Annotated in this window: 19 protein-coding genes and 2 tRNA genes; 16 read left to right on the top strand and 5 right to left on the bottom strand. The window is 59.0% G+C overall.

The annotated features are described in order from the left end of the window. Positions 1-186 precede the first annotated feature (186 nt). The 3 genes from dxs to xseB are packed head-to-tail and all read right to left on the bottom strand — an operon-like array spanning position 187 to position 3216. Positions 187-2052 (bottom strand): 1-deoxy-D-xylulose-5-phosphate synthase, encoded by a 1866-nt coding sequence (gene dxs / locus MUW49_RS14930; RefSeq protein ID WP_010675383.1) that lies wholly within the window; start codon positions 2050-2052, stop codon positions 187-189. A gap of 21 nt (positions 2053-2073) precedes the next feature. Beyond that, a complete protein-coding gene (ispA, locus tag MUW49_RS14925) occupies positions 2074-2964 on the bottom strand; it encodes a (2E,6E)-farnesyl diphosphate synthase (protein ID WP_010675382.1) in 891 nt (296 codons plus the stop codon). Beyond that, a complete protein-coding gene (gene xseB, locus MUW49_RS14920) occupies positions 2965-3216 on the bottom strand; it encodes an exodeoxyribonuclease VII small subunit (protein ID WP_010675381.1) in 252 nt (83 codons plus the stop codon). Positions 3217-3449: 233 nt separating this feature from the next. Here xseB and pomA point away from each other — a divergent pair, with 233 nt between their 5' ends. The 3 genes from pomA (at position 3450) to greA (ending at position 5734) form a co-directional block, all read left to right on the top strand. Then, positions 3450-4208, top strand: a complete 759-nt coding sequence (gene pomA / locus MUW49_RS14915) for a flagellar motor protein PomA (RefSeq protein ID WP_029314770.1) — start codon at positions 3450-3452, stop codon at positions 4206-4208. Between the two features lie 10 nt (positions 4209-4218). Next, on the top strand, positions 4219-5112 hold the full coding sequence (locus tag MUW49_RS14910) for a flagellar motor protein MotB (RefSeq protein WP_029314769.1): 894 nt from the start codon (positions 4219-4221) through the stop codon (positions 5110-5112). 145 nt (positions 5113-5257) lie between these two features. Continuing rightward, positions 5258-5734, top strand: coding sequence for a transcription elongation factor GreA (gene greA, locus MUW49_RS14905; RefSeq protein WP_010675378.1), 477 nt, complete (start codon positions 5258-5260; stop codon positions 5732-5734). Positions 5735-5781: 47 nt separating this feature from the next. On the opposite strand, the gene MUW49_RS14900 is transcribed toward greA, so the two are convergent. Both MUW49_RS14900 and yhbY read right to left on the bottom strand, forming a co-directional pair. After that, positions 5782-6375: a PilZ domain-containing protein gene (locus tag MUW49_RS14900; protein WP_010675377.1), complete on the bottom strand. Its 594-nt coding sequence runs from the start codon at positions 6373-6375 to the stop codon at positions 5782-5784. Between the two features lie 105 nt (positions 6376-6480). Continuing rightward, complete coding sequence (gene yhbY / locus MUW49_RS14895) at positions 6481-6777, bottom strand: ribosome assembly RNA-binding protein YhbY (protein ID WP_010675376.1); 297 nt, start codon at positions 6775-6777, stop codon at positions 6481-6483. A 97-nt stretch (positions 6778-6874) separates the two neighbouring features. Here yhbY and rlmE point away from each other — a divergent pair, with 97 nt between their 5' ends. From rlmE to truB, 13 genes are all read left to right on the top strand, one after another. Next, complete coding sequence (rlmE, locus tag MUW49_RS14890) at positions 6875-7504, top strand: 23S rRNA (uridine(2552)-2'-O)-methyltransferase RlmE (RefSeq protein WP_010675375.1); 630 nt, start codon at positions 6875-6877, stop codon at positions 7502-7504. Positions 7505-7549: 45 nt separating this feature from the next. Further along, entirely contained in the window at positions 7550-9502 is a 1953-nt protein-coding gene (gene ftsH, locus MUW49_RS14885) for an ATP-dependent zinc metalloprotease FtsH (protein ID WP_010675374.1), read from the top strand. Between the two features lie 84 nt (positions 9503-9586). After that, entirely contained in the window at positions 9587-10432 is an 846-nt protein-coding gene (gene folP, locus MUW49_RS14880; RefSeq protein WP_029314768.1) for a dihydropteroate synthase, read from the top strand. Between the two features lie 18 nt (positions 10433-10450). Beyond that, positions 10451-11785: a phosphoglucosamine mutase gene (gene glmM, locus MUW49_RS14875; protein WP_010675372.1), complete on the top strand. Its 1335-nt coding sequence runs from the start codon at positions 10451-10453 to the stop codon at positions 11783-11785. Between the two features lie 131 nt (positions 11786-11916). Continuing rightward, a complete protein-coding gene (gene tpiA, locus MUW49_RS14870) occupies positions 11917-12681 on the top strand; it encodes a triose-phosphate isomerase (protein WP_010675371.1) in 765 nt (254 codons plus the stop codon). Further along, a complete protein-coding gene (gene secG, locus MUW49_RS14865) occupies positions 12682-13008 on the top strand; it encodes a preprotein translocase subunit SecG (RefSeq protein WP_010633113.1) in 327 nt (108 codons plus the stop codon). It abuts the gene before it with no gap. 7 nt (positions 13009-13015) lie between these two features. Beyond that, positions 13016-13100: transfer RNA gene (locus tag MUW49_RS14860), tRNA-Leu, on the top strand. A gap of 91 nt (positions 13101-13191) precedes the next feature. Continuing rightward, positions 13192-13268: transfer RNA gene (locus tag MUW49_RS14855), tRNA-Met, on the top strand. 166 nt (positions 13269-13434) lie between these two features. Further along, on the top strand, positions 13435-13893 hold the full coding sequence (rimP, locus tag MUW49_RS14850; protein ID WP_182954849.1) for a ribosome maturation factor RimP: 459 nt from the start codon (positions 13435-13437) through the stop codon (positions 13891-13893). A 14-nt stretch (positions 13894-13907) separates the two neighbouring features. Then, entirely contained in the window at positions 13908-15410 is a 1503-nt protein-coding gene (gene nusA, locus MUW49_RS14845) for a transcription termination factor NusA (RefSeq protein WP_039040286.1), read from the top strand. A 20-nt stretch (positions 15411-15430) separates the two neighbouring features. Next, complete coding sequence (gene infB / locus MUW49_RS14840; RefSeq protein ID WP_109112132.1) at positions 15431-18133, top strand: translation initiation factor IF-2; 2703 nt, start codon at positions 15431-15433, stop codon at positions 18131-18133. Positions 18134-18188: 55 nt separating this feature from the next. Beyond that, a complete protein-coding gene (gene rbfA, locus MUW49_RS14835; protein ID WP_010675366.1) occupies positions 18189-18623 on the top strand; it encodes a 30S ribosome-binding factor RbfA in 435 nt (144 codons plus the stop codon). A gap of 1 nt (position 18624) precedes the next feature. Continuing rightward, positions 18625-19575 carry a tRNA pseudouridine(55) synthase TruB gene (gene truB / locus MUW49_RS14830; RefSeq protein ID WP_010675365.1) on the top strand — a complete coding sequence of 317 codons (951 nt, stop codon included), beginning with the start codon at positions 18625-18627 and terminating at the stop codon, positions 19573-19575. Positions 19576-19606: the final 31 nt, after the last annotated feature.

Here is a 19606-nt window from a genome sequence, read left to right as displayed (position 1 = left end):
GAGTTGGACAAACAGGCAGAGCAGTTCAAGTTACCCGCCCGCCGAGAACGAAGTTACCCAAGGTGCATCAAAGCCAAACCACAGAAGTATGCGACGAGAAAACCTAGTAAAAACAATGCCAGTCAGGCTTAACTGACTGGCATTACGCCATCAGGCGCCCTTTTTTATTGCTTGCGATAACCCTTGTCAGGCCTGCAGCCAGCTCTCGATGCGGGTCTGAATGCCCACGCTGTCCAGCCCCAGCAGGGCGTAGATCTCATCCTGGGTGCCCTGCTCGATGAAGCGGTCCGGCAGGCCGAGGTTGAGCACCGGTTTGCACTGCTTGCAGCCCATCAGCAGCTCGTTCACCGCAGAGCCTGCACCGCCCATGATGGCGTTGTCCTCGAGGGTGACGAACTGATCGTGGGAGGCGGCCAGAGAGAGCACCAGCGCCTCGTCCATGGGTTTGACGAAGCGCATGTCCACCAGGGTGGCATCCAGCGCCTCGGCGGCTGCTCTGGCCTGTTGCAGCAGGGTGCCGAACGCCAGGATGGCGGTCCCCTTGCCCTCGCGAACGACGCGTCCCTTGCCGAGGGGCAGGGCCTGCATCTCGCTCTCGGCCTGGATACCGGTGCCGCTGCCACGGGGGTAGCGCACCGCCACTGGCCCGTTGCACAGATAGCCGGTGTAGAGCATCTGGCGGCACTCGTTCTCGTCGGACGGGGTCATCACCACCATGTTGGGCACGGTGCGCAGGAAGCTGATGTCGAACGCCCCCTGATGGGTCGGGCCGTCGGCCCCCACCAGACCGGCCCGGTCGATGGCGAAGAGCACCGGCAGGTTCTGCAGCGCCACGTCGTGGATCAGCTGGTCATAGGCCCGTTGCAGGAAGCTCGAATAGATGGCGACCACGGGTTTCTGGTCGGCGATGGCGAGACCGGCGGCGAAGGTGACCGCATGTTGCTCGGCGATGGCCACGTCGAAGTAGCGATCCGGATATTGCTGGCTGAATTTCACCAGACCGGAGCCTTCGCGCATGGCGGGAGTGATGCCGACCACGCGCTCGTCCTTGGCGGCGATATCGCACAGCCACTGACCGAAGATGGCGGAGAAGGTGGGTTTGCCACCGGCACTCTTGGGCAGGGCACAGTCATCCGGGTTGAATTTGGGGACGGCGTGATAGCCGATGGGATCTTTTTCCGCCGGCTCGTAGCCCTTGCCCTTTTTGGTCTTGACGTGCAGCAGCTGGGGACCCTTGAGGTTGCGCATGTTGCGCAGGGTTTCGACCAGGGCATGGATGTCGTGACCGTCGATGGGGCCGATGTAGTTGAAGCCGAACTCCTCGAACAGAGTGCCGGGTACCACCATGCCCTTGAGGTGCTCCTCGGCCCGCTTGGCGAGCTCCTTGACCGGCGGCAGACCCGCCAGCACCTTCTTGCCCCCCTCGCGAATGGTGGTGTAGAGCTTGCCGGACATCAGCCTGGCGAGGTGATTGTTCAGGGCCCCCACGTTCTCGGAGATGGACATCTCGTTGTCATTGAGCACCACCAGCATGTCCTTGTGGACGTCGCCGGCGTGATTGAGGGCCTCGAAGGCCATGCCGGCGGTGATGGCGCCATCACCGATGACCGCGACCACCTTGCGGCCAAGCCCTTCGCTCTCGGCCGCCACCGCCATGCCGAGCGCTGCCCCGATGGAGGTGCTGGAGTGGCCCACGCTGAGCACGTCGTACTCGCTCTCTTCCCGCCAGGGGAAGGGGTGCAGGCCATCTTTCTGGCGAATGGTGTGAATGCGCTCCCGTCGTCCGGTCAGGATCTTGTGGGGATAGGCCTGGTGGCCTACGTCCCACACCAGCCGATCGAAGGGGGTGTTGTAGACATAGTGCAGGGCGACCGTCAGCTCGACGGTGCCAAGGCCGGAGGCGAAGTGGCCGCTGGAGCGGCTCACCGAGCGCAGCAGATACTCGCGCAGCTCGTTGCACACCACGGGCAGCCGCTCGAAGGGGAGGGATCGCAAATCGACCGGCGTGTCCGCGAGGGCCAGGTTGGGGAAATCGCTAATATCAACGCTCATATTGTTACTGTTATCCAGCGTTTAGTGGGTTCGCTCGATGATGTAATCGGCAAACGCTTCCAGAATGTCGGTATTGTAGGGCAAGGATTGCAGGGCTGTTAAGGCCTTGTCATGCAGTTCGCGAGCCAGCTCACGGGCATTGTCGAGTCCGAGCAGGGCCGGATAGGTACTCTTTTCCAGCGCCAGATCCGAGCCTTGCGGCTTGCCCAGGGTGGCGGTATCGCCCGTGATGTCGAGGATGTCGTCCTGCACCTGGAAGGCGAGTCCGATGGCGGCGGCATAGGTTTGCAGGGCGGTGAGGGTGGCGGGTTCCACGTCAGCCTTGCACAGGGCGCCGATGGTCACGGCGCACTCGATGAGGGCCCCGGTCTTGTGGCGGTGCACCTGCTCCAGCTCGGCGAGGCTGATCCGGCGCCCTTCGGCGTCCAGATCCAGTGCCTGACCGCCGCACATACCGAGATAGCCGGACGCGCGGGCCAGGGCACTCAGCATCCGCACCCGGTTGGCCATCAATGTATCGGGCATGGGGTGGTCGGCCAGAATGGAAAACGCCAGGGTCTGCAGGGCATCGCCCGCCAGGATGGCTGTGCCTTCATCGAAGGCCTTGTGTACGGTGGGCTGACCACGACGCAGGTCGTCGTCATCCATGGCGGGCAGGTCGTCGTGCAGGAGGGAGTATGCGTGAATGCACTCCACGGCGGCGGCGGGGCCATCCAGCAGTTCGCTCTTGACGCCCAGCATCTCGCCGACGGCATAGACCAGGAAGGGGCGCACCCGTTTCCCACCGAGCAGCAGGCCGTATTTCATCGCATCCCGCAGACGTGGCGCCATGGCGGGCAGGGCGTCAAGCTGTGCCGAGAGGCAGTCGTCGATGCGGCGCCGATGCAGGCGGGAGAAATCGTCCAGGGTCACTCACTCCTCTCCTTGTTCTGCTCGAAAGGGGACCGCTTGCTCGCTGCCATCGGCCTGGGTCAGGAGGATCTGGATCTTCTGCTCGGCCTGTTCCAGCTTCTGCTGGCCGGCGCGCACCAGATGGATGCCCTGTTCGAATTGTTTGAGTGCCTCCTCGAGGGGGAGCGAGCCCTGTTCGAGTTGATGCACTATGGTTTCCAGCTCTTCCAGGGTGGCATCAAAACTCAGACGGTCGATTTTTTTACTGGCCATGTCCATCCTCGGGGATTGAAAAAAACGGCTCATCTTAACATCGACCGGCCACAGGGGGGAGGCAGAAAAACGCGGCGTCCTCAAACTATCCTGACCCTGGCCGATAAGAAGGGCATGCAACCACGCATTGCCGATCGGCGATTGCGGTGTGCCGGGCTTGCTGCCGGGGACGCAATAGCAGAAAATTCAACGCAATATAATTAGACGGCACGTTCGGCGACAGGAGTAGGGATGTGGATTTAGGGAGTCTGATAGGCTTAGTGCTGGGGTTCGGGGTCGTGGTGTACGGCATGTTGCTGGGCGGCCCCATGAGCATGTATGTGGACATGCCATCGGTCTACATCACCATACTGGGGTCCGTGTTCATCTGCATGATGAAATTCAACCTCGGTCAGTTTCTGATGGCCTTCAAGGTCGCGGGCAAGGCCTTCATGTACAAGGGGGACAAGCTCGACGATCTCATCACCAAGGCGGTGGAACTGGCGGATGCGGCCCGCAAGGGGGGCTTTCTGGCCCTGGAGGCGGCGGAGATCCCCAATACCTTCATGAAGAAGGGCATCGACATGCTGGTGGACGGTCATGATGCCGACGTAGTGCGTGCGGTGATGGAGAAGGACATCGAACTGACGTCCGAGCGTCACGCCACGGCCATCAAGGTGTTCCGCTCCCTGGGGGATCTCGGTCCGGCCATGGGCATGATCGGTACCCTGGTGGGGTTGGTGGCCATGCTGGCCAACATGAGCGACCCCAAATCCATCGGTCCGGCCATGGCGGTGGCCTTGCTGACGACCCTGTATGGCGCCATCGAGGCCAACATGATTGCCATCCCCATCGCTGACAAGCTGGAACTGCGTAGCGGCGAGGAACAGTTGAGCCGCACCCTGATCCTCGACGCCATCATGGGGATCCAGGATGGACAGAACCCGAGGGTGATCCAAGCCATGTTGCAGAACTACCTGAATCAGTCCAAACGCAACAACGGGACCGAATAGGAGCGCACAGATGGCAAAGTGCAAGTGCCCGCCTCCCGGATTGCCCGGTTACATGGGAACCTTCGCGGATCTCATGTCTCTGCTGATGTGCTTCTTCGTGCTCTTGCTCTCCTTTGCCGAGATGGATGTGCAGAAGTTCAAGCAGATCGCCGGTTCCATGGAGAAGGCGTTCGGGGTGCAGAACATCCTGGAGGTCAAGGATATCCCCAAGGGAACCTCGGTCATCGCCCAGGAGTTTCGTCCTGGTCGCCCCGAGCCGACGCCTATTGACACCATCATGCAGCAGACCATCGACATGACCCAGACCGAGCTGGATTTCCAGCCAGGGGATGCGGACAAGGCGGGTGGACATGACAAGACCGAAGGTCAGCAGAGCGGCGGCGATACCGCCCAGGAAGCCCAGAAGGCGCAGGAACAGTCCAACACCCTGGCCAAGGCACTGGCGGAGCAGATGCAGGCCCAGATCCAGGATGGGGCCATCGAGATAGAGGCGCTGGGTCAGCAGATCATCATTCGCATTCGCGAGAAAGCGGCGTTCCCGGCGGGATCCGCCTTCCTGCAACCCCAGTTCTGGCCGGTGATCCGCAAGGTGGCTGTGCTGCTCAAGGATGTGCCGGGGGAGATCACCGTCTCCGGCCACACCGACAATGTGGCCACCGAGGACGAGTTGTTCCAGTCCAACTGGGAGCTTTCATCCCAGCGGGCGGTGGCGGTTGCCCACCAGATGATCAAGGTGCCCGGTTTTGACGGCAATCGTCTGGTGGTGCAAGGGATGGCGGATTCCCAGCCGCTGGTGCCCAACAACAGCCCAGAGAATCGGCGCATGAACCGACGTGTCGAGATCGCCATCATGCAGGGCAAACCGACGGTGTCGGCCCCGCTTGGCGTCTCGGAATCCAAGTAACGCTGGCCCAAAGCAGGATCCCGCTCGCAGGGGCTGACATGGATTTTGTGGCGGCTTCATATTAAGATGCCCCATCCGAACCGACAGCTGCGGCTCTCTTTTGATTGCCGCAGCTTCTCTTTATAAAGCAACCCAGGTTTCGACTATGAATCATACTCCGATGACTGTTCGCGGCGCTGAAAAGCTGCGTCAAGAGCTCGATTATCTCAAGACCGAGCTGCGTCCCCAGATTATCGAAGCGATTGCTGATGCCCGTGAACATGGCGATCTGAAAGAAAATGCCGAATACCATGCCGCCCGCGAGCAGCAGGGTTTCTGTGAAGGCCGCATTCAGGAAATCGAAGGCAAGCTCTCCAATGCCCAGATTATCGATGTCACCAAGATTGCCAACAATGGCCGCGTCATCTTCGGCGCAACCGTGACCCTGCTCAAAAGTGAAACGGAAGAGGAAGTGGTCTACCGCATCGTGGGAGACGACGAGGCGGACATCAAGCAGAACATGATTTCCGTGAACTCCCCCATTGCCCGCGCCCTGATCGGCAAGGAAGTGGATGACGTTGCCATCGTCAAGACGCCGGGTGGCGATGTGGAGTACGAGATCCTGGAAGTTGCCTATCTCTGATTGAACGTCGGGGAAAGAGACAGGGGAGCCGGGCTCCCCTGTTGTCTTTAGTCACCCTGATAGGCCTGGACGAAGGCGTCCTGGTGGCGCTGGAAGAGCCAGTCCCGCAATTGTTCCTGATCCTCCTTGCCCAGCCGGAACTGGACGGCCCAGTCATGGCGATGTGGATTGGCATCCACGTGCCTGACGAGGGTGCCTGTCATGGCCAAGGGAGGGAGATCCTCGATGCGAAGGTATCCGCCAAGTGGATCTCCCTTGGCAAAGGCGTCCGGCAAGCCAGCCACGATGAGACCGCCAAGGGAGAGGCTGTATACCTCGTACTCCGCGTCTTCGGTGCAAAGCACGGCCTTTTCGTCGAGTCGCCAGGCGCGCAGATGGGGCGAACCCAGCTCGGTAATGGTCGGCGCGGCGATGCGCAGCTCGGCGTGGCCCTCCTCTGCCTGGGTGCAGTGGAGCGGGAAACGCAATTGGTAGCCGGCGATGCGGGCTTCGAGTGTCAGGGGCTTGGCTCGCTGCAACAGGCTTTGGAGAGGAAGGGGCAGGGGGCCGCGCAGGTATTGGCTGGTGGCAATGTCTTCATCGTTTCCCAGGTCCCGCAGCATGGCCAGTTCTTCATCGGTGAGGAGCTGATGCTTGTCCATAGTGGGTGTCCACGGCTATTCATCGCAGGTTAAGGGCCTGGCAACTATTTTGGCAAGCGACTTGGGAAGAAGGGAAATGAAGGAAAGAGCGAATGCTCTTTCCTGTTACTTGCGCGGCAACTGGATCTTGGGCTCTTTGGCCTGACGGTAGATGGTCAGTACATGGCCCATGCTCTGTACCTTGATGGCGCCGGTCTCGCGAACGATGGCATCCATCACCAGCTGTTTCATCTCACGATCTTCAGACGCAACCTTAACCTTGATCAGCTCGTGGTGGTTCAGCGCCAGATCGATCTCGGCCAGCACCCCTTCGGTCAGACCGTGTTGTCCCAGCAGGACGACCGGCTTCAGACTGTGGGCCAGGCCCTTGAGGTACTGTTTCTGTTTATTGTTGAGAATCATGGCAATTTCTTCATAAGTCAGGGTTGAAAGGGGCGTATTCTACCCCCACTTAGCCCTTAATACTAATAACCCTTGTGGTTTTTTAAAGTCGACAATCATGACCCAGAAAAAACGTTCCCCCAGTTCAACCCGCTGGTTAAAAGAACATTTCGACGACCAATACGTCAAGAAAGCCCAGAAGTTGGGACTGCGCTCTCGCGCCGTTTTCAAGATCGACGAGATCCAGGGCAAAGACCGGCTGCTCAAGCCGGGGATGACGGTAGTGGACCTGGGGGCTGCTCCCGGTGGCTGGTCCCAATTTGCTATCGACCAGGTCGGTGACAAGGGGCGCGTCATTGCGTGTGATATTTTGCCGATGGATTCCATTGCCGGTGTCGATTTCCTGCAAGGGGACTTTCGGGAGGAAACTGTACTCGGCGCCTTGCTGGAGCGAGTCGGCCCCGACAAGGTGGATGTCGTCATGTCGGACATGGCGCCCAACATGAGCGGCACCCAGCAGGTGGATCAGGCCCGTGCCATGTACCTGGTGGAACTGGCGCTGGACATGTGCAATCAGGTCCTGAGCAGTAATGGCAGTTTTGTAGTCAAGGTGTTCCAGGGGGAGGGGTTTGATGCCTATCTCAATGAAATACGTAGACTTTTCTCTGTCGTCAAGATTCGAAAACCAGACTCGTCCCGTGCACGTTCACGAGAAGTCTACATTGTGGCTACCGGTTTTAAACTGTAGTACCCTAACCCTCATCGTTAACTGTCAGTCTGCGAGGTCATTGATTTGAGTGACATGGCGAAAAACCTAATCCTGTGGCTGGTCATCGCCGTCGTGCTGATGTCGGTGTTCAATAGCTTCAGCCCCAGCGATACCACCAGTCGCCAGCTGGACTATTCCAGCTTCGTGAAAGAAGTGACCCAGGAGCAGATCCGTGAAGTGCGGATGGATGGCAAGGTCATCAATGGCGTCAAGCGCACCGGTGAACGTTTCACCACCATCATTCCTGCGCCGGATCCCCAACTGCTCAACGACATGCTCAACCATAACGTCAAGGTGATGGGTGAGAAGCCGGAAGAACCATCTCTGATCACGTCCATCTTCATCTCCTGGTTCCCGATGCTGTTGCTGATCGGTGTCTGGGTCTTCTTCATGCGTCAGATGCAGGGCGGCGGCGGCAAGGGTGCCATGTCGTTCGGCAAGAGCAAGGCTCGCCTGATGAGCGAAGATCAGATCAAGACTACCTTCGCCGACGTAGCCGGTTGTGACGAGGCAAAGGAAGAGGTCAAGGAGCTGGTCGACTATCTGCGTGACCCGACCAAATTCCAGAAGCTGGGTGGCAAGATCCCGACCGGCGTCCTGTTGGTAGGTCCTCCCGGTACTGGTAAGACCCTGCTGGCCAAAGCCATTGCAGGCGAGGCCAAGGTGCCGTTCTTCACCATTTCAGGTTCGGACTTCGTGGAAATGTTCGTGGGTGTCGGTGCCTCCCGGGTGCGTGACATGTTCGAACAGGCCAAGAAATCCTCCCCCTGCATCATCTTCATTGATGAGATCGATGCGGTCGGTCGCCAGCGTGGCGCCGGTCTGGGAGGTGGTCACGATGAACGTGAGCAGACCCTGAACCAGATGCTGGTTGAAATGGATGGTTTTGAAGGCAATGAGGGCATCATCGTCATCGCCGCCACCAACCGTCCCGACGTACTGGATCCTGCGCTGCTGCGTCCGGGTCGTTTCGACCGCCAGGTCGTGGTCGGCTTGCCGGATGTTCGCGGTCGTGAGCAGATCTTGAAAGTGCATATGCGCAAGGTACCGTTGGCGGATGATGTCAATCCGGCGCTGATTGCCCGTGGTACCCCTGGTTTCTCCGGTGCTGATCTGGCCAACCTGGTGAACGAGGCTGCCCTCTTCTCTGCTCGCGAGAGCCGCCGAGTGGTCTCCATGCTGGAGTTCGAAAAGGCGAAGGACAAGATCATGATGGGGGCGGAACGTCGCTCCATGGTGATGAAAGAGTCCGAGAAGGAGATGACGGCCTATCACGAAGCGGGTCACGCCATCATTGGTCGCGTGGTGCCGGATCATGACCCTGTCTACAAGGTCTCCATCATTCCGCGCGGCCGTGCGCTGGGTGTTACCATGTACCTGCCGGAGCAGGACCGCTGGAGCCACTCCAAGCAGCATCTTGAGTCCATGATCTCCAGCCTGTATGGCGGTCGTCTGGCGGAAGAGTTGATCTACGGTGCCGAGAAGGTATCGACCGGTGCATCCAACGACATCGAACGTGCGACCGACATCGCCCGCAAGATGGTCACCCAGTGGGGCATGTCCGAGCGTCTCGGCCCCATGCTCTACGCAGAAGAGGATGGTGAAGTATTCCTCGGCCGCAGCATGGCCAAGGCCAAGCACATGTCTGACGATACCGCCCGCATTATCGATGCAGAGGTCAAGCAGGTCATCGATCGCAACTATGATCGTGCCAAGCAGATCCTGCTGGACAACATGGATGTGCTGCACACCATGAAAGATGCATTGATGAAGTACGAGACCATCGATGCCAAGCAGATCGATGATCTGATGGCGCGTCGCGAGGTCCGTGCTCCCAGCAACTGGCATGATGAGCACGGTGACACCCCGCAAGGTGGTGCCAGCGTGAACAACGGGCCGGAGGCCACGGCGCCGGCTGAAGAGGGCAGTGCACCTCTGAGTGACATCGACAAGGCGAACGATGTCCCGGCCAAATAAGTTGCCATGATACAAACCCCGGGCTTGCCCGGGGTTTTTCTTTGCACGAAGAGTTTGCAGCTCTTGTTGGAGGTAGTTGAAGCAATGCAGTTAATCAGCAAGGGACGTCCCCTTTCTCTCGACCGTCCCCATGTCATGGGCATTCTCAATGTGACGCCGGACTCCTTTTCAGATGGTGGCCGCTTCAAGCAGATCGATCTGGCGTTGGGTCATGCCCGCGACATGGTGGCCGATGGGGCCACCCTTATCGATATAGGTGGCGAGTCGACCCGCCCGGGCGCCCCCGACGTGAGCGAGCAGGAGGAGCTGGACAGGGTCATCCCCGTGGTGGAGCGCATGGTCGCCGAGCTGGATGTGATGATCTCCCTCGATACCTCCAAGGCGATTGTCATGCGGGAGGGTTGTGCTGCAGGTGGTCACCTCATCAATGATGTCCGCGCCCTGCAAGAGCCGGGAGCGCTGGGCGCGGCGGCCGAGGCTGGCGTACCGGTATGCCTCATGCACATGCAGGGGCAGCCCCGTACCATGCAGGTGGAGCCGCACTATGACGATTTGCTGGGGGAGGTGAGAGCCTTCTTTGACGAGCGGATTGCCGCTTGTCTGGGGGCCGGTATCCCGCGTGAGCATCTGGTACTGGATCCAGGCTATGGCTTTGGCAAGACGCTGGCGCACAACTATCAGCTGCTGGCACAGCAGGCGTCACTGCTCGATTACCAACTTCCGCTCTTGGTGGGCATGTCACGAAAGTCTATGATAGGCAACCTGCTTGACCGCCCGGTAGCCGAGCGGTTGGCTGGTAGTCTGGCCTGTGCCCTGATCGGGTTGCAACATGGCGCCAGGATCATCCGGGTGCACGACGTGCGGGCCACCATGGATGTCTTGCGTACAGGCTGGATGACCATGACGGGACAAGATTTCATATCCAAATAGAAAAACGAGAAACAGACAATGACCAGAAAGTACTTCGGCACCGACGGCGTGCGCGGCAAGGTGGGTGAATACCCGATCACCCCGGATTTCGTCATGAAACTGGGCTGGGCCGCCGGCAAGGTGCTCTCCAAGAAAGGGACCAAGAAGGTGCTGATCGGCAAGGATACCCGTATCTCCGGTTATATGCTGGAGTCGGCACTGGAGGCGGGGCTCTCCGCCGCCGGTCTCAAAGCCATACTGATGGGACCCATGCCCACCCCGGCGGTTGCCTACCTGACTCGCACCTTCCGTGCCGAAGCCGGCATCGTCATCAGTGCATCCCACAACCCCTATTACGACAACGGCATCAAGTTCTTCTCCGCCGACGGCACCAAGCTGCCCGATGATGTCGAGCTGGCCATCGAAGCCGAGCTCGACAACGAACTCAAGTGCGTGGAGTCCGCGGAGCTTGGCAAGGCGCAGCGCATCGATGATGCGGCTGGTCGCTACATCGAATTCTGCAAGAGCACCTTCCCCTCCAATCTGAGCCTGGAAGGGCTGAAAATGGTGGTGGATTGCGGTCATGGTGCCACCTACCACATCGCCCCTTCCGTCTTCCGCGAGCTGGGTGCCGAAGTCATCGCCATCGGCTGCAGCCCGGATGGGCTCAACATCAATGACGGTGTCGGTTCCACCGCACCGGAGGCGCTGGCCGCCAAGGTTCAGGAATGCAAGGCAGATCTCGGCGTCGCCTTCGACGGTGACGGCGACCGTCTGGTGATGGTGGACAGCACTGGTTACATCATCGACGGGGATGAGATCCTCTACATCATCGCCCGGGATGCCCTGCGCCATGGCCGCCTCAAGGGCGGTGTGGTGGGCACCCTGATGGCCAACATGGGGCTGGAGCTGGCGCTTCAGACCCTGGGCATCCCCTTTGCCCGTGCCAAGGTGGGTGACCGCTACGTGCTTGAGATGATGAACGAGAAGGGCTGGCGCATCGGGGGCGAAAACTCCGGTCACATCATCTGCCTGGATCAGACCACCACGGGGGATGGTATCGTCGCCGCCCTGCAGGTGCTGACGGCCATGCGCAGTGCCGAGATGCCGCTGGCCAAATTGCGTTCGGGCATGAGCAAGTTCCCGCAAGTGCTGGTCAATGTGCGCTTCGCCGAAGGCAAGGATCCGCTGACCTCCAGTGTCGTTCAGCAGGAAGTGGCGGCAGTGGAGCAGGAACTGGCCGGCCGTGGCCGGGTGCTGCTGCGCAAATCTGGCACCGAGCCCCTGATCCGGGTCATGGTCGAAGGTGAACACGAACAGCAGGTGCGCGATATGGCAGAGCGCATCGCCAAACAGGTCGAATCGGCGTTTTAATGAACAAACAAGGCGGCTTTTTAGTCGCCTTGGTTGTATCTTGTTCAAACGATTCGAAAATTTGAAAATAGCACTTGTCAGCTGAGCATCCTCTGGATATTATCAGCCCCGCTTTCGCAAGGGAGTTGCCGATGGGACATCGCAAGCCGTTTGTAGCAGCCAACTGGAAGTTACACGGTAGTAGGTCGCAGTTAGAGCAGTTTACGAGTCAGTGCGCAGAGCGCATTGATGAAGACGTAGATGTGGTCTTGTGTCCATCCCATGTGCATCTCGGTTTCACGGCCGAACTGCTCGGTGAGCAGGGAAGAGTGAAGCTGGGGGCTCAGAACGTGAGCCAGCACAGACAAGGCGCTTATACGGGTGAAATCTCGTGTGAGATGCTAGTCGAGGCAGGTTGCCGATATGTACTTGTTGGCCACTCCGAGCGCAGGCGTCTCTTTGGTGAGACCAGTTTTATAGTCGCAGAGAAGTTTGCGGCAGTCAGAGCAGCAGGTCTGATACCCATACTTTGTCTTGGTGAGTCAGGCGCGGCGAGGCAGGCAAGAAGAACCTTTGAGGTGATTGCCGAGGAACTGGACATCGTCATAGAGAAAAATGGCGCGATGGCTTTCGATAATGCTATCATCGCCTACGAGCCAATCTGGGCTGTAGGTACAGGTAAATGCGCCACACCCGAGCAGGCACAAGAGGTTCATTCCTTTATTCGCAGTCGCTTGGCGGAGGATACTCCGGTAATAGGTGAGAAAGTCAGAATCATCTATGGTGGGAGCGTGACACCGGCCAATGCACAAGATTTGTTTGCGCAGTCCGATATTGATGGCGGTCTGATAGGCAGGGCAAGTCTTGATGGCGAGGCGTTTTTAGGAATAGTTGAAGCGGCAAAGGGTGCAAGTTAAATGTACGAGATTCTTTTGGTCGTTTATCTGCTGGTATCGCTGGCTCTGATTGGTCTGGTGATGATTCAGCAAGGTAAAGGGGCTGATATGGGCGCCTCCTTCGGCGCAGGGGCATCGAATACTGTGTTCGGCTCCGGTGGTTCAGGCAGTTTCCTGACCCGCACAACAGCGATTTTGGCTACTCTGTTTTTCTTGATTAGTCTGGTTCTGGGTTCCATGTCCAGCAACAAGGTCAAACAGGGTAGTGAATGGGAAAATCTGCAACAGACTCAACAAGTTGAGCAGAGCAAAGCGCCAGTGAAGAAAGATACTGACGTTCCCGAATAAGAGTTTTGCCGTGGTGGTGGAATTGGTAGACACGCTATCTTGAGGGGGTAGTGCTCTAGGGTGTGCGGGTTCGAGTCCCGCCCACGGCACCAATTAAGCAGTGAACCCGGGTAACCGGGATGTTATAGCCACTGAGTCTTGTCTCACGAGAGTGAAGTGGCTATAATCTCGCACGATTTCGGACGCGGGGTGGAGCAGCATGGTAGCTCGTCGGGCTCATAACCCGAAGGTCGTCGGTTCAAATCCGGCCCCCGCAACCAAATTTCACGCATTTCCTACGCTCAGGAAGGCGGTCGCTGCGAGGCGACAATCAGGGTAAAGCGCCAAGCCCCGATTTGACATCGGGGCTTTTTGTTATGTGCAATTTACTCTGAATCTATTTCTATCTGGGCTATATGCCCTTTTTTCGTTTTTCGGAGGGTGACTTTGGCTACGTTGGAACAACGTTTGACCGATCTGCTCGAGGCTCCGGTCGTTGCCTTGGGTTTTGAACTGTGGGGTATCGAGTTTATCCGTGCGGGTAAGCACTCGACCCTGCGCGTTTTCATCGACTCGGAGCAAGGCGTGACGGTGGAAGACTGTGCCGAGGTGAGCCGCCAGGTCGGCGCCATCATGGATGTCGAAGATCCCATCTCCGAGGAGTACTACCTTGAGGTGTCTTCCCCGGGTCTGGATCGTCCACTGTTCAAGGTCGCCCAGTTCGAAAAATACGTTGGCCAGGAGGCGGCGGTAACGCTTCGGATGGCAACAAACAACCGCCGCAAGTTCAAAGGCGTAATCAAAGCCGTGCAGGGGGACATGATCACTCTGACGGTAGATGGTAAGGACGAGGTGTTGGCTTTCACCAATATCCAAAAAGCGAACATAGTGCCGAACTTTGGTTAACGAGGCTATCGGATATGAATAAAGAGATTTTGCTGGTCGTTGACGCTGTGTCCAACGAGAAGGCTGTCCCCCGCGAGAAGATTTTCCAGGCTCTGGAGACTGCGCTGGCGACTGCGACCAAGAAAAAATACGAAGGCGAGATTGAAGTGCGTGTCGAGATCGATCGCAAGACCGGTGACTACGACACCTATCGCCGTTGGGTCGTGGTGGCCGATCAGGCTTCCATGGAGAACCCGTACGGGGAAATCACCCTCGAAGCCGCTCAGATCGAGCAGCCGGATATCCAGATCGGCGACTATGTTGAAGACCAGATTGACTCTGTGACCTTCGACCGTATCACCACCCAGACCGCCAAGCAGGTCATCGTGCAGAAAGTGCGCGAGGCTGAGCGTTCCCAGGTCGTTGACCAGTTCAAGGACAAGGAAGGCACCATCATCAGCGGCGTGGTCAAGAAGAGCAACCGCGACAACGTGATCCTGGATCTGGGCAGCAATGCCGAAGCCGTGATCTTCCGTGACGACATGCTGCCCCGTGAGACCTTCCGTCCCGGCGACCGTATCCGTGGCCTGCTCTACGCCGTGCGTCCGGAAGCCCGTGGTTCCCAGCTGTTCGTCAGCCGCTCCAGCCCGGACTTCCTGAAAGAGCTGTTCCGCATCGAAGTGCCGGAAATCGGCGAAGAGATGATCGAAATCATGGGCGCTGCCCGTGATCCGGGTTCCCGCGCCAAGATCGCGGTCAAGACCAACGATCGTCGTATCGACCCGATCGGTGCCTGTATCGGCATGCGTGGTGCCCGCGTTCAGGCCGTCTCCGCCGAGCTGAGCGGTGAGCGTGCCGACATCGTGCTGTACGATGACAACCCGGCCCAATACGTGATCAACGCCATGGCGCCAGCCGATGTGGCTTCCATCATCGTTGATGAAGACAACCACACCATGGATATCGCCGTGGAAGCCGCCAACCTGGCCCAGGCCATCGGCCGCAACGGTCAGAACGTGCGTCTGGCCTCCCAGTTGACCGGTTGGGAACTGAACGTGATGACCGTCGAAGACATGCGTGCCAAGCACCAGGCCGAGAACGACCGCATCCTGACGCTGTTCACCAGCACCCTCGATATCGACGACGATTTCGCCGGCCTGCTGATGGAAGAGGGCTTCTCCACTCTGGAAGAGATCGCCTTCGTCCCGGTCAACGAGCTGCTGGCCATCGACGGTCTGGATGAAGACATGGTCGAAGAGCTGCGCAAGCGTGCCAAGGATGCCCTGACCACCAAGGCCCTGGCCAAAGAAGAATCCTTTGAAGGCGTCGAGCCTTCCGAAGAACTGCTCAATCTCTCCGGCCTCGGCCGTGAAATGGCCTATGCCCTGGCCGCTCGCGGTGTCGGCACCCTGGAAGATTTGGCAGAGCAAGGTATCGATGACCTTGCCGACATCGAAGAGTTGACCGCCGAGAAGGCAGGTGAGCTCATTATGGCTGCTCGCAATATCTGTTGGTTCGGAGAAGAGCAGTCTGAATAAGGTCAAACGGAGGAAAATGAATGGCAGAAGTATCAGTTAAGCAACTTGCCACTGACATCGACACGCCGGTTGATCGTCTTCTCCAGCAGTTTGTCGATGCCGGCATCGTGAAGAGCAAGGCCGACGACATGGTCAGCGAGTCTGAGAAACAGACTCTGCTGGCACATCTGAAGAAACAGCATGGAGGTGACGAGGTCACCGCACCTGCTCGCATGACCTTGCAGCGCAAGACCAAGAGCACTCTGAGTGTTCAGGGGACTGGTGGCAAGAACAAGGAAGTGCAGGTAGAAGTGCGCAAGTCTCGCACCTATGTAAGACGCTCGGCGCTGGAAGATGAACAGCGCCAGGCGGAAGCCGAGGAAACAGCGCGTTTGGAAGCAGAAGAAAAAGCTCGTCGCGAGGCCGAAGAGAAGGCCCGCCTCGACGCTGAAGAGAAGGCTCGCCGTGAGGCTGAGCAGGCTCGTCGTGAAGCTGAGGAAAAGGCGCGGATCGAGGCACAACAGAAGGCTCGACAGGCTCAACAGCCCGCCAAAGCAGCCGGTAGCACAGCTCAGCAAGAGGCAGAAAAGATGGCCAAGCGCGAAGCAGAAGAACTGAAGCGCCAACAGGAACAGACAGCTTTGCAAAAAGCTGAAGAACTCGCCGCGAAGAAAGCCGAAGAGGCTCGCATCATGGCGGAACAGAATGCGGCCCGCTGGGCTGAAGAAGAAGCGGCTCGCGCCAAAGAGAGCAGCGATTACCATCTGACCACCAACAAGCACGCGCAAGCGGCCGAAGATGAGTTGGATCGTAAGGAAGAGACCAGCCGTCGCACGGCTGCCGCTGCCAAGGCGCCGAAGAAAGTCGGCCGTCGCGAAGACGACCGCAATGACCGCAACTCCCGCGATCCGCGTGCCCGCAAAGGCAAGCGTGGCAAGATGGCCATGCCGAACGCCATGAAACACGGCTTCAACAAGCCGGCTGCCGTGGTCAACCGTGACGTCGTCATCGGCGAGACCATCACAGTGGCGGAGCTCGCCAACAAGATGGCCGTCAAGGGCGTTGAAGTCATCAAGGTGATGATGAAGATGGGTGCCATGGCCACCATCAACCAGGTGATCGACCAGGAGACCGCTCAGCTGGTCGCCGAGGAGATGGGTCACAAGGTAGTGCTGCGCCGTGAGAACGAGCTGGAAGAGGCGGTACTTAGCGATCGTGACGAGACCTCCGAAGCCAAGCCGCGTGCGCCGGTCGTGACCATCATGGGTCACGTCGACCACGGCAAGACCTCGCTGCTGGACTACATCCGTAAAGCCAAGGTCGCGGCGGGCGAAGCCGGTGGCATTACCCAGCACATCGGTGCGTACCACGTCCAGACCGACAGCGGGATGATCACCTTCCTGGATACCCCGGGTCACGCGGCGTTTACCTCCATGCGTGCTCGTGGTGCCAAGGCGACCGACATCGTTGTTCTGGTTGTTGCAGCTGACGACGGCGTGATGCCGCAAACCATCGAAGCTATCCAGCACGCCAAGGCGGCCGGTGTGCCGCTGGTTGTTGCGGTGAACAAGATCGACAAGCCTGAAGCGGATCCGGATCGCGTCAAGACCGAGCTGGCCCGTTACAACGTCATGTCCGAAGAGTGGGGTGGCGATTGCCAGTTCGTGCACGTCTCCGCCAAGTCTGGCGAAGGCATCGACGACCTGCTGGAAGCCATCCTGATCCAGGCCGAAGTCCTGGAGCTGAAAGCGGTGGTTGACGGCATGGCCAACGGCGTCGTGATCGAATCCTTCCTGGATAAAGGTCGTGGTCCGGTTGCCACCGTGCTGGTACAGGAAGGTACTCTGCGTCAGGGCGACATCGTTCTGTGTGGTCTTGAGTACGGCCGGGTTCGCGCCATGCGTGACGAACTGGGTCGCGAGATCAAGGAAGCCGGTCCCTCTCTGCCAGTGGAAATTCTGGGTCTGTCCGGCGTTCCCTCTGCCGGTGATGAAGCCACGGTCGTGCGTGACGAGAAGAAAGCCCGTGAAGTGGCGCTCTACCGTCAGGGCAAGTTCCGCGAAGTCAAGCTGGCTCGCCAGCAGAAGGCCAAGCTGGAAAACATGTTTGCCAACATGACCGAGGGCGAAGTGTCCGAAGTGAACGTGGTGATCAAGGCCGATGTACAAGGTTCTGTGGAAGCGATCTGCGATGCGCTGGTCAAACTCTCCACCGACGAAGTGAAGGTGAAGATCGTGGGTTCCGGCGTAGGTGGCATCACCGAAACCGACGCGACCCTGGCCGCGGCTTCCAGCGCCATCCTGGTGGGCTTCAACGTCCGTGCCGACGCTTCTGCGCGCAAGGTCATCGAATCCGAGAGCCTGGATCTGCGTTACTACTCCGTCATCTATGACCTGATCGACGAAGTGAAGCAGGCCATGAGCGGCAAGCTGGCTCCTGAGTATCGTCAGGAGATCATCGGTCTGGCTGAAGTGCGCAGCGTGTTCAAGTCACCGAAGTTCGGCGCCGTTGCTGGCTGTATGGTCACCGAAGGTGTGGTCAAGCGTTCCAACCGCATTCGCGTTCTGCGTGACAACGTGGTTATCTATGAAGGCGAGCTGGAATCCCTGCGCCGCTTCAAGGATGACGTCAACGAAGTTCGCAACGGCTACGAGTGTGGTATCGCGGTCAAGAACTACAACGACGTGCGCGAAGGCGACCAGATCGAGGTGTACGAGACCGTTGAAATCCAACGGACTCTGTAAGCCGAGAGTTAGACAAAATAGGGGGCCGCGGCCCCCTTTTATCGCAGGATAGAATATGGCCAGAGAATTCAGCCGGACCCGTCGGGTCGGACAGCAGATCCAGCGTGAAATCGCGCTGATCCTGCAGCGCGAGGTGAAAGACCCGCGCATCGGCATGGTGACCGTCTCCGACGTGGAGGTCTCCAAGGACCTCAACTATGCCAAGGTTTATGTCACCTTCTTGCAACTGGAGAATGACGCCGAGCGCATCAAGGAAGGGCTCAAGGGCCTGACCGAGGCTGCCGGTTACATCCGCAGCCTGCTGGGTAGCGCCATGCGTCTGCGGGTGGTGCCCGAGCTGCGTTTCTACTACGACCAGACCCTGGTCGAGGGGATGCGCCTCTCCAACCTGGTGACCAACACTGTGCGTGAAGACAAGCGTCGCATGACTGAAGCCGGTCGTGACGAAGAGCAATCCGCACCGGATGACACGACTGAGGATAACGCCTGAGATGTCTCGTAGACGTCGTTTCAAAGGCCGTGACGTACACGGCATCCTGCTGCTGGACAAACCGACCGGCCTGACTTCCAACGATGTGTTGCAGAAGGTCAAGCGGATCTACAACGCCGCCAAGGCTGGCCATACCGGCGCCCTGGACCCCCTGGCCACCGGCATGTTGCCGATCTGCCTCGGGGAGGCCACCAAGTTCTCCCAGTATCTGCTGGAAGCGGACAAGCGCTATGAGGTGACCGCCAAGCTGGGCGAGCGCACCAATACCAGCGACTCCGACGGCGAGGTGGTTTCCACCCGCCCGGTGAACGTGGCGGTGGGCACCCTGATCGAGGCGCTGGACCAGTTCCGCGGCCCCATCATGCAGGTGCCGTCCATGTACTCCGCCCTCAAGCACAACGGCCGCCCGCTCTACGAATATGCCCGTGAAGGGATCGAGATCGAGCGGGAAGCCCGTCCCATCACCATCTTCGAACTCAAGCTGCTCGGCTTCGAGGGGGACGAGGTGAAGCTGGAAGTGCATTGCAGCAAGGGTACCTATATCCGCTCCCTGGTGGACGATCTGGGGGAAGTGCTGGGCTGTGGCGCTCACGTCACCCAGCTGCGTCGCACCCAGGTGGCGAGCTACCCCTACGAGCGGATGCTGACCCTGGAGCAGCTCGAGTGTATCTTCGAGCAGGCCAAGGCCGAAAGCATTCCGCCACGGGAGCAGCTGGATCCCCTGTTGCTGCCGATGGACACCGCCGTGGCCTCCCTGCCCGAGGTGAACATGCTGGTCGCCGTGGCCGCCTATGTGAACCAGGGTCAGGCCGTGCAGGTGGCAGGTAGCCCCCAAAGTGGCCAGGTCCGCATGACGGTTGGCCCGGAGCGCGAATTCATCGGGGTTGGCGAGATCGATGACGAGGGGCGCGTGGCGCCCAAGCGTCTGGTTCGCTACCACGACGAGGAGTGATCCTCAGGCGGTATCGGTCTGTCACGCGTCT

Source organism: Aeromonas sp. LsrichE-8G, from assembly GCF_022869435.1.
Classification (GTDB): domain Bacteria; phylum Pseudomonadota; class Gammaproteobacteria; order Enterobacterales; family Aeromonadaceae; genus Aeromonas; species Aeromonas caviae.
The sequence above is the reverse complement of the archived record's forward strand: the minus strand, read 5'-3'. Positions and strand labels throughout refer to the sequence as shown.

Coding starts and splice junctions, on each gene's coding strand:
- rlmE (WP_010675375.1), top strand. CDS start 6,875: ATGACCCAGAAAAAACGTTCCCCCAGTTCAACCCGCTGGTTAAAAGAA.
- glmM (WP_010675372.1), top strand. CDS start 10,451: ATGACCAGAAAGTACTTCGGCACCGACGGCGTGCGCGGCAAGGTGGGT.
- nusA (WP_039040286.1), top strand. CDS start 13,908: ATGAATAAAGAGATTTTGCTGGTCGTTGACGCTGTGTCCAACGAGAAG.
- secG (WP_010633113.1), top strand. CDS start 12,682: ATGTACGAGATTCTTTTGGTCGTTTATCTGCTGGTATCGCTGGCTCTG.
- greA (WP_010675378.1), top strand. CDS start 5,258: ATGAATCATACTCCGATGACTGTTCGCGGCGCTGAAAAGCTGCGTCAA.
- xseB (WP_010675381.1), bottom strand. CDS start 3,216: ATGGCCAGTAAAAAAATCGACCGTCTGAGTTTTGATGCCACCCTGGAA.
- rbfA (WP_010675366.1), top strand. CDS start 18,189: ATGGCCAGAGAATTCAGCCGGACCCGTCGGGTCGGACAGCAGATCCAG.
- folP (WP_029314768.1), top strand. CDS start 9,587: ATGCAGTTAATCAGCAAGGGACGTCCCCTTTCTCTCGACCGTCCCCAT.
- dxs (WP_010675383.1), bottom strand. CDS start 2,052: ATGAGCGTTGATATTAGCGATTTCCCCAACCTGGCCCTCGCGGACACG.
- infB (WP_109112132.1), top strand. CDS start 15,431: ATGGCAGAAGTATCAGTTAAGCAACTTGCCACTGACATCGACACGCCG.
- tpiA (WP_010675371.1), top strand. CDS start 11,917: ATGGGACATCGCAAGCCGTTTGTAGCAGCCAACTGGAAGTTACACGGT.
- yhbY (WP_010675376.1), bottom strand. CDS start 6,777: ATGATTCTCAACAATAAACAGAAACAGTACCTCAAGGGCCTGGCCCAC.
- MUW49_RS14900 (WP_010675377.1), bottom strand. CDS start 6,375: ATGGACAAGCATCAGCTCCTCACCGATGAAGAACTGGCCATGCTGCGG.
- MUW49_RS14910 (WP_029314769.1), top strand. CDS start 4,219: ATGGCAAAGTGCAAGTGCCCGCCTCCCGGATTGCCCGGTTACATGGGA.
- truB (WP_010675365.1), top strand. CDS start 18,625: ATGTCTCGTAGACGTCGTTTCAAAGGCCGTGACGTACACGGCATCCTG.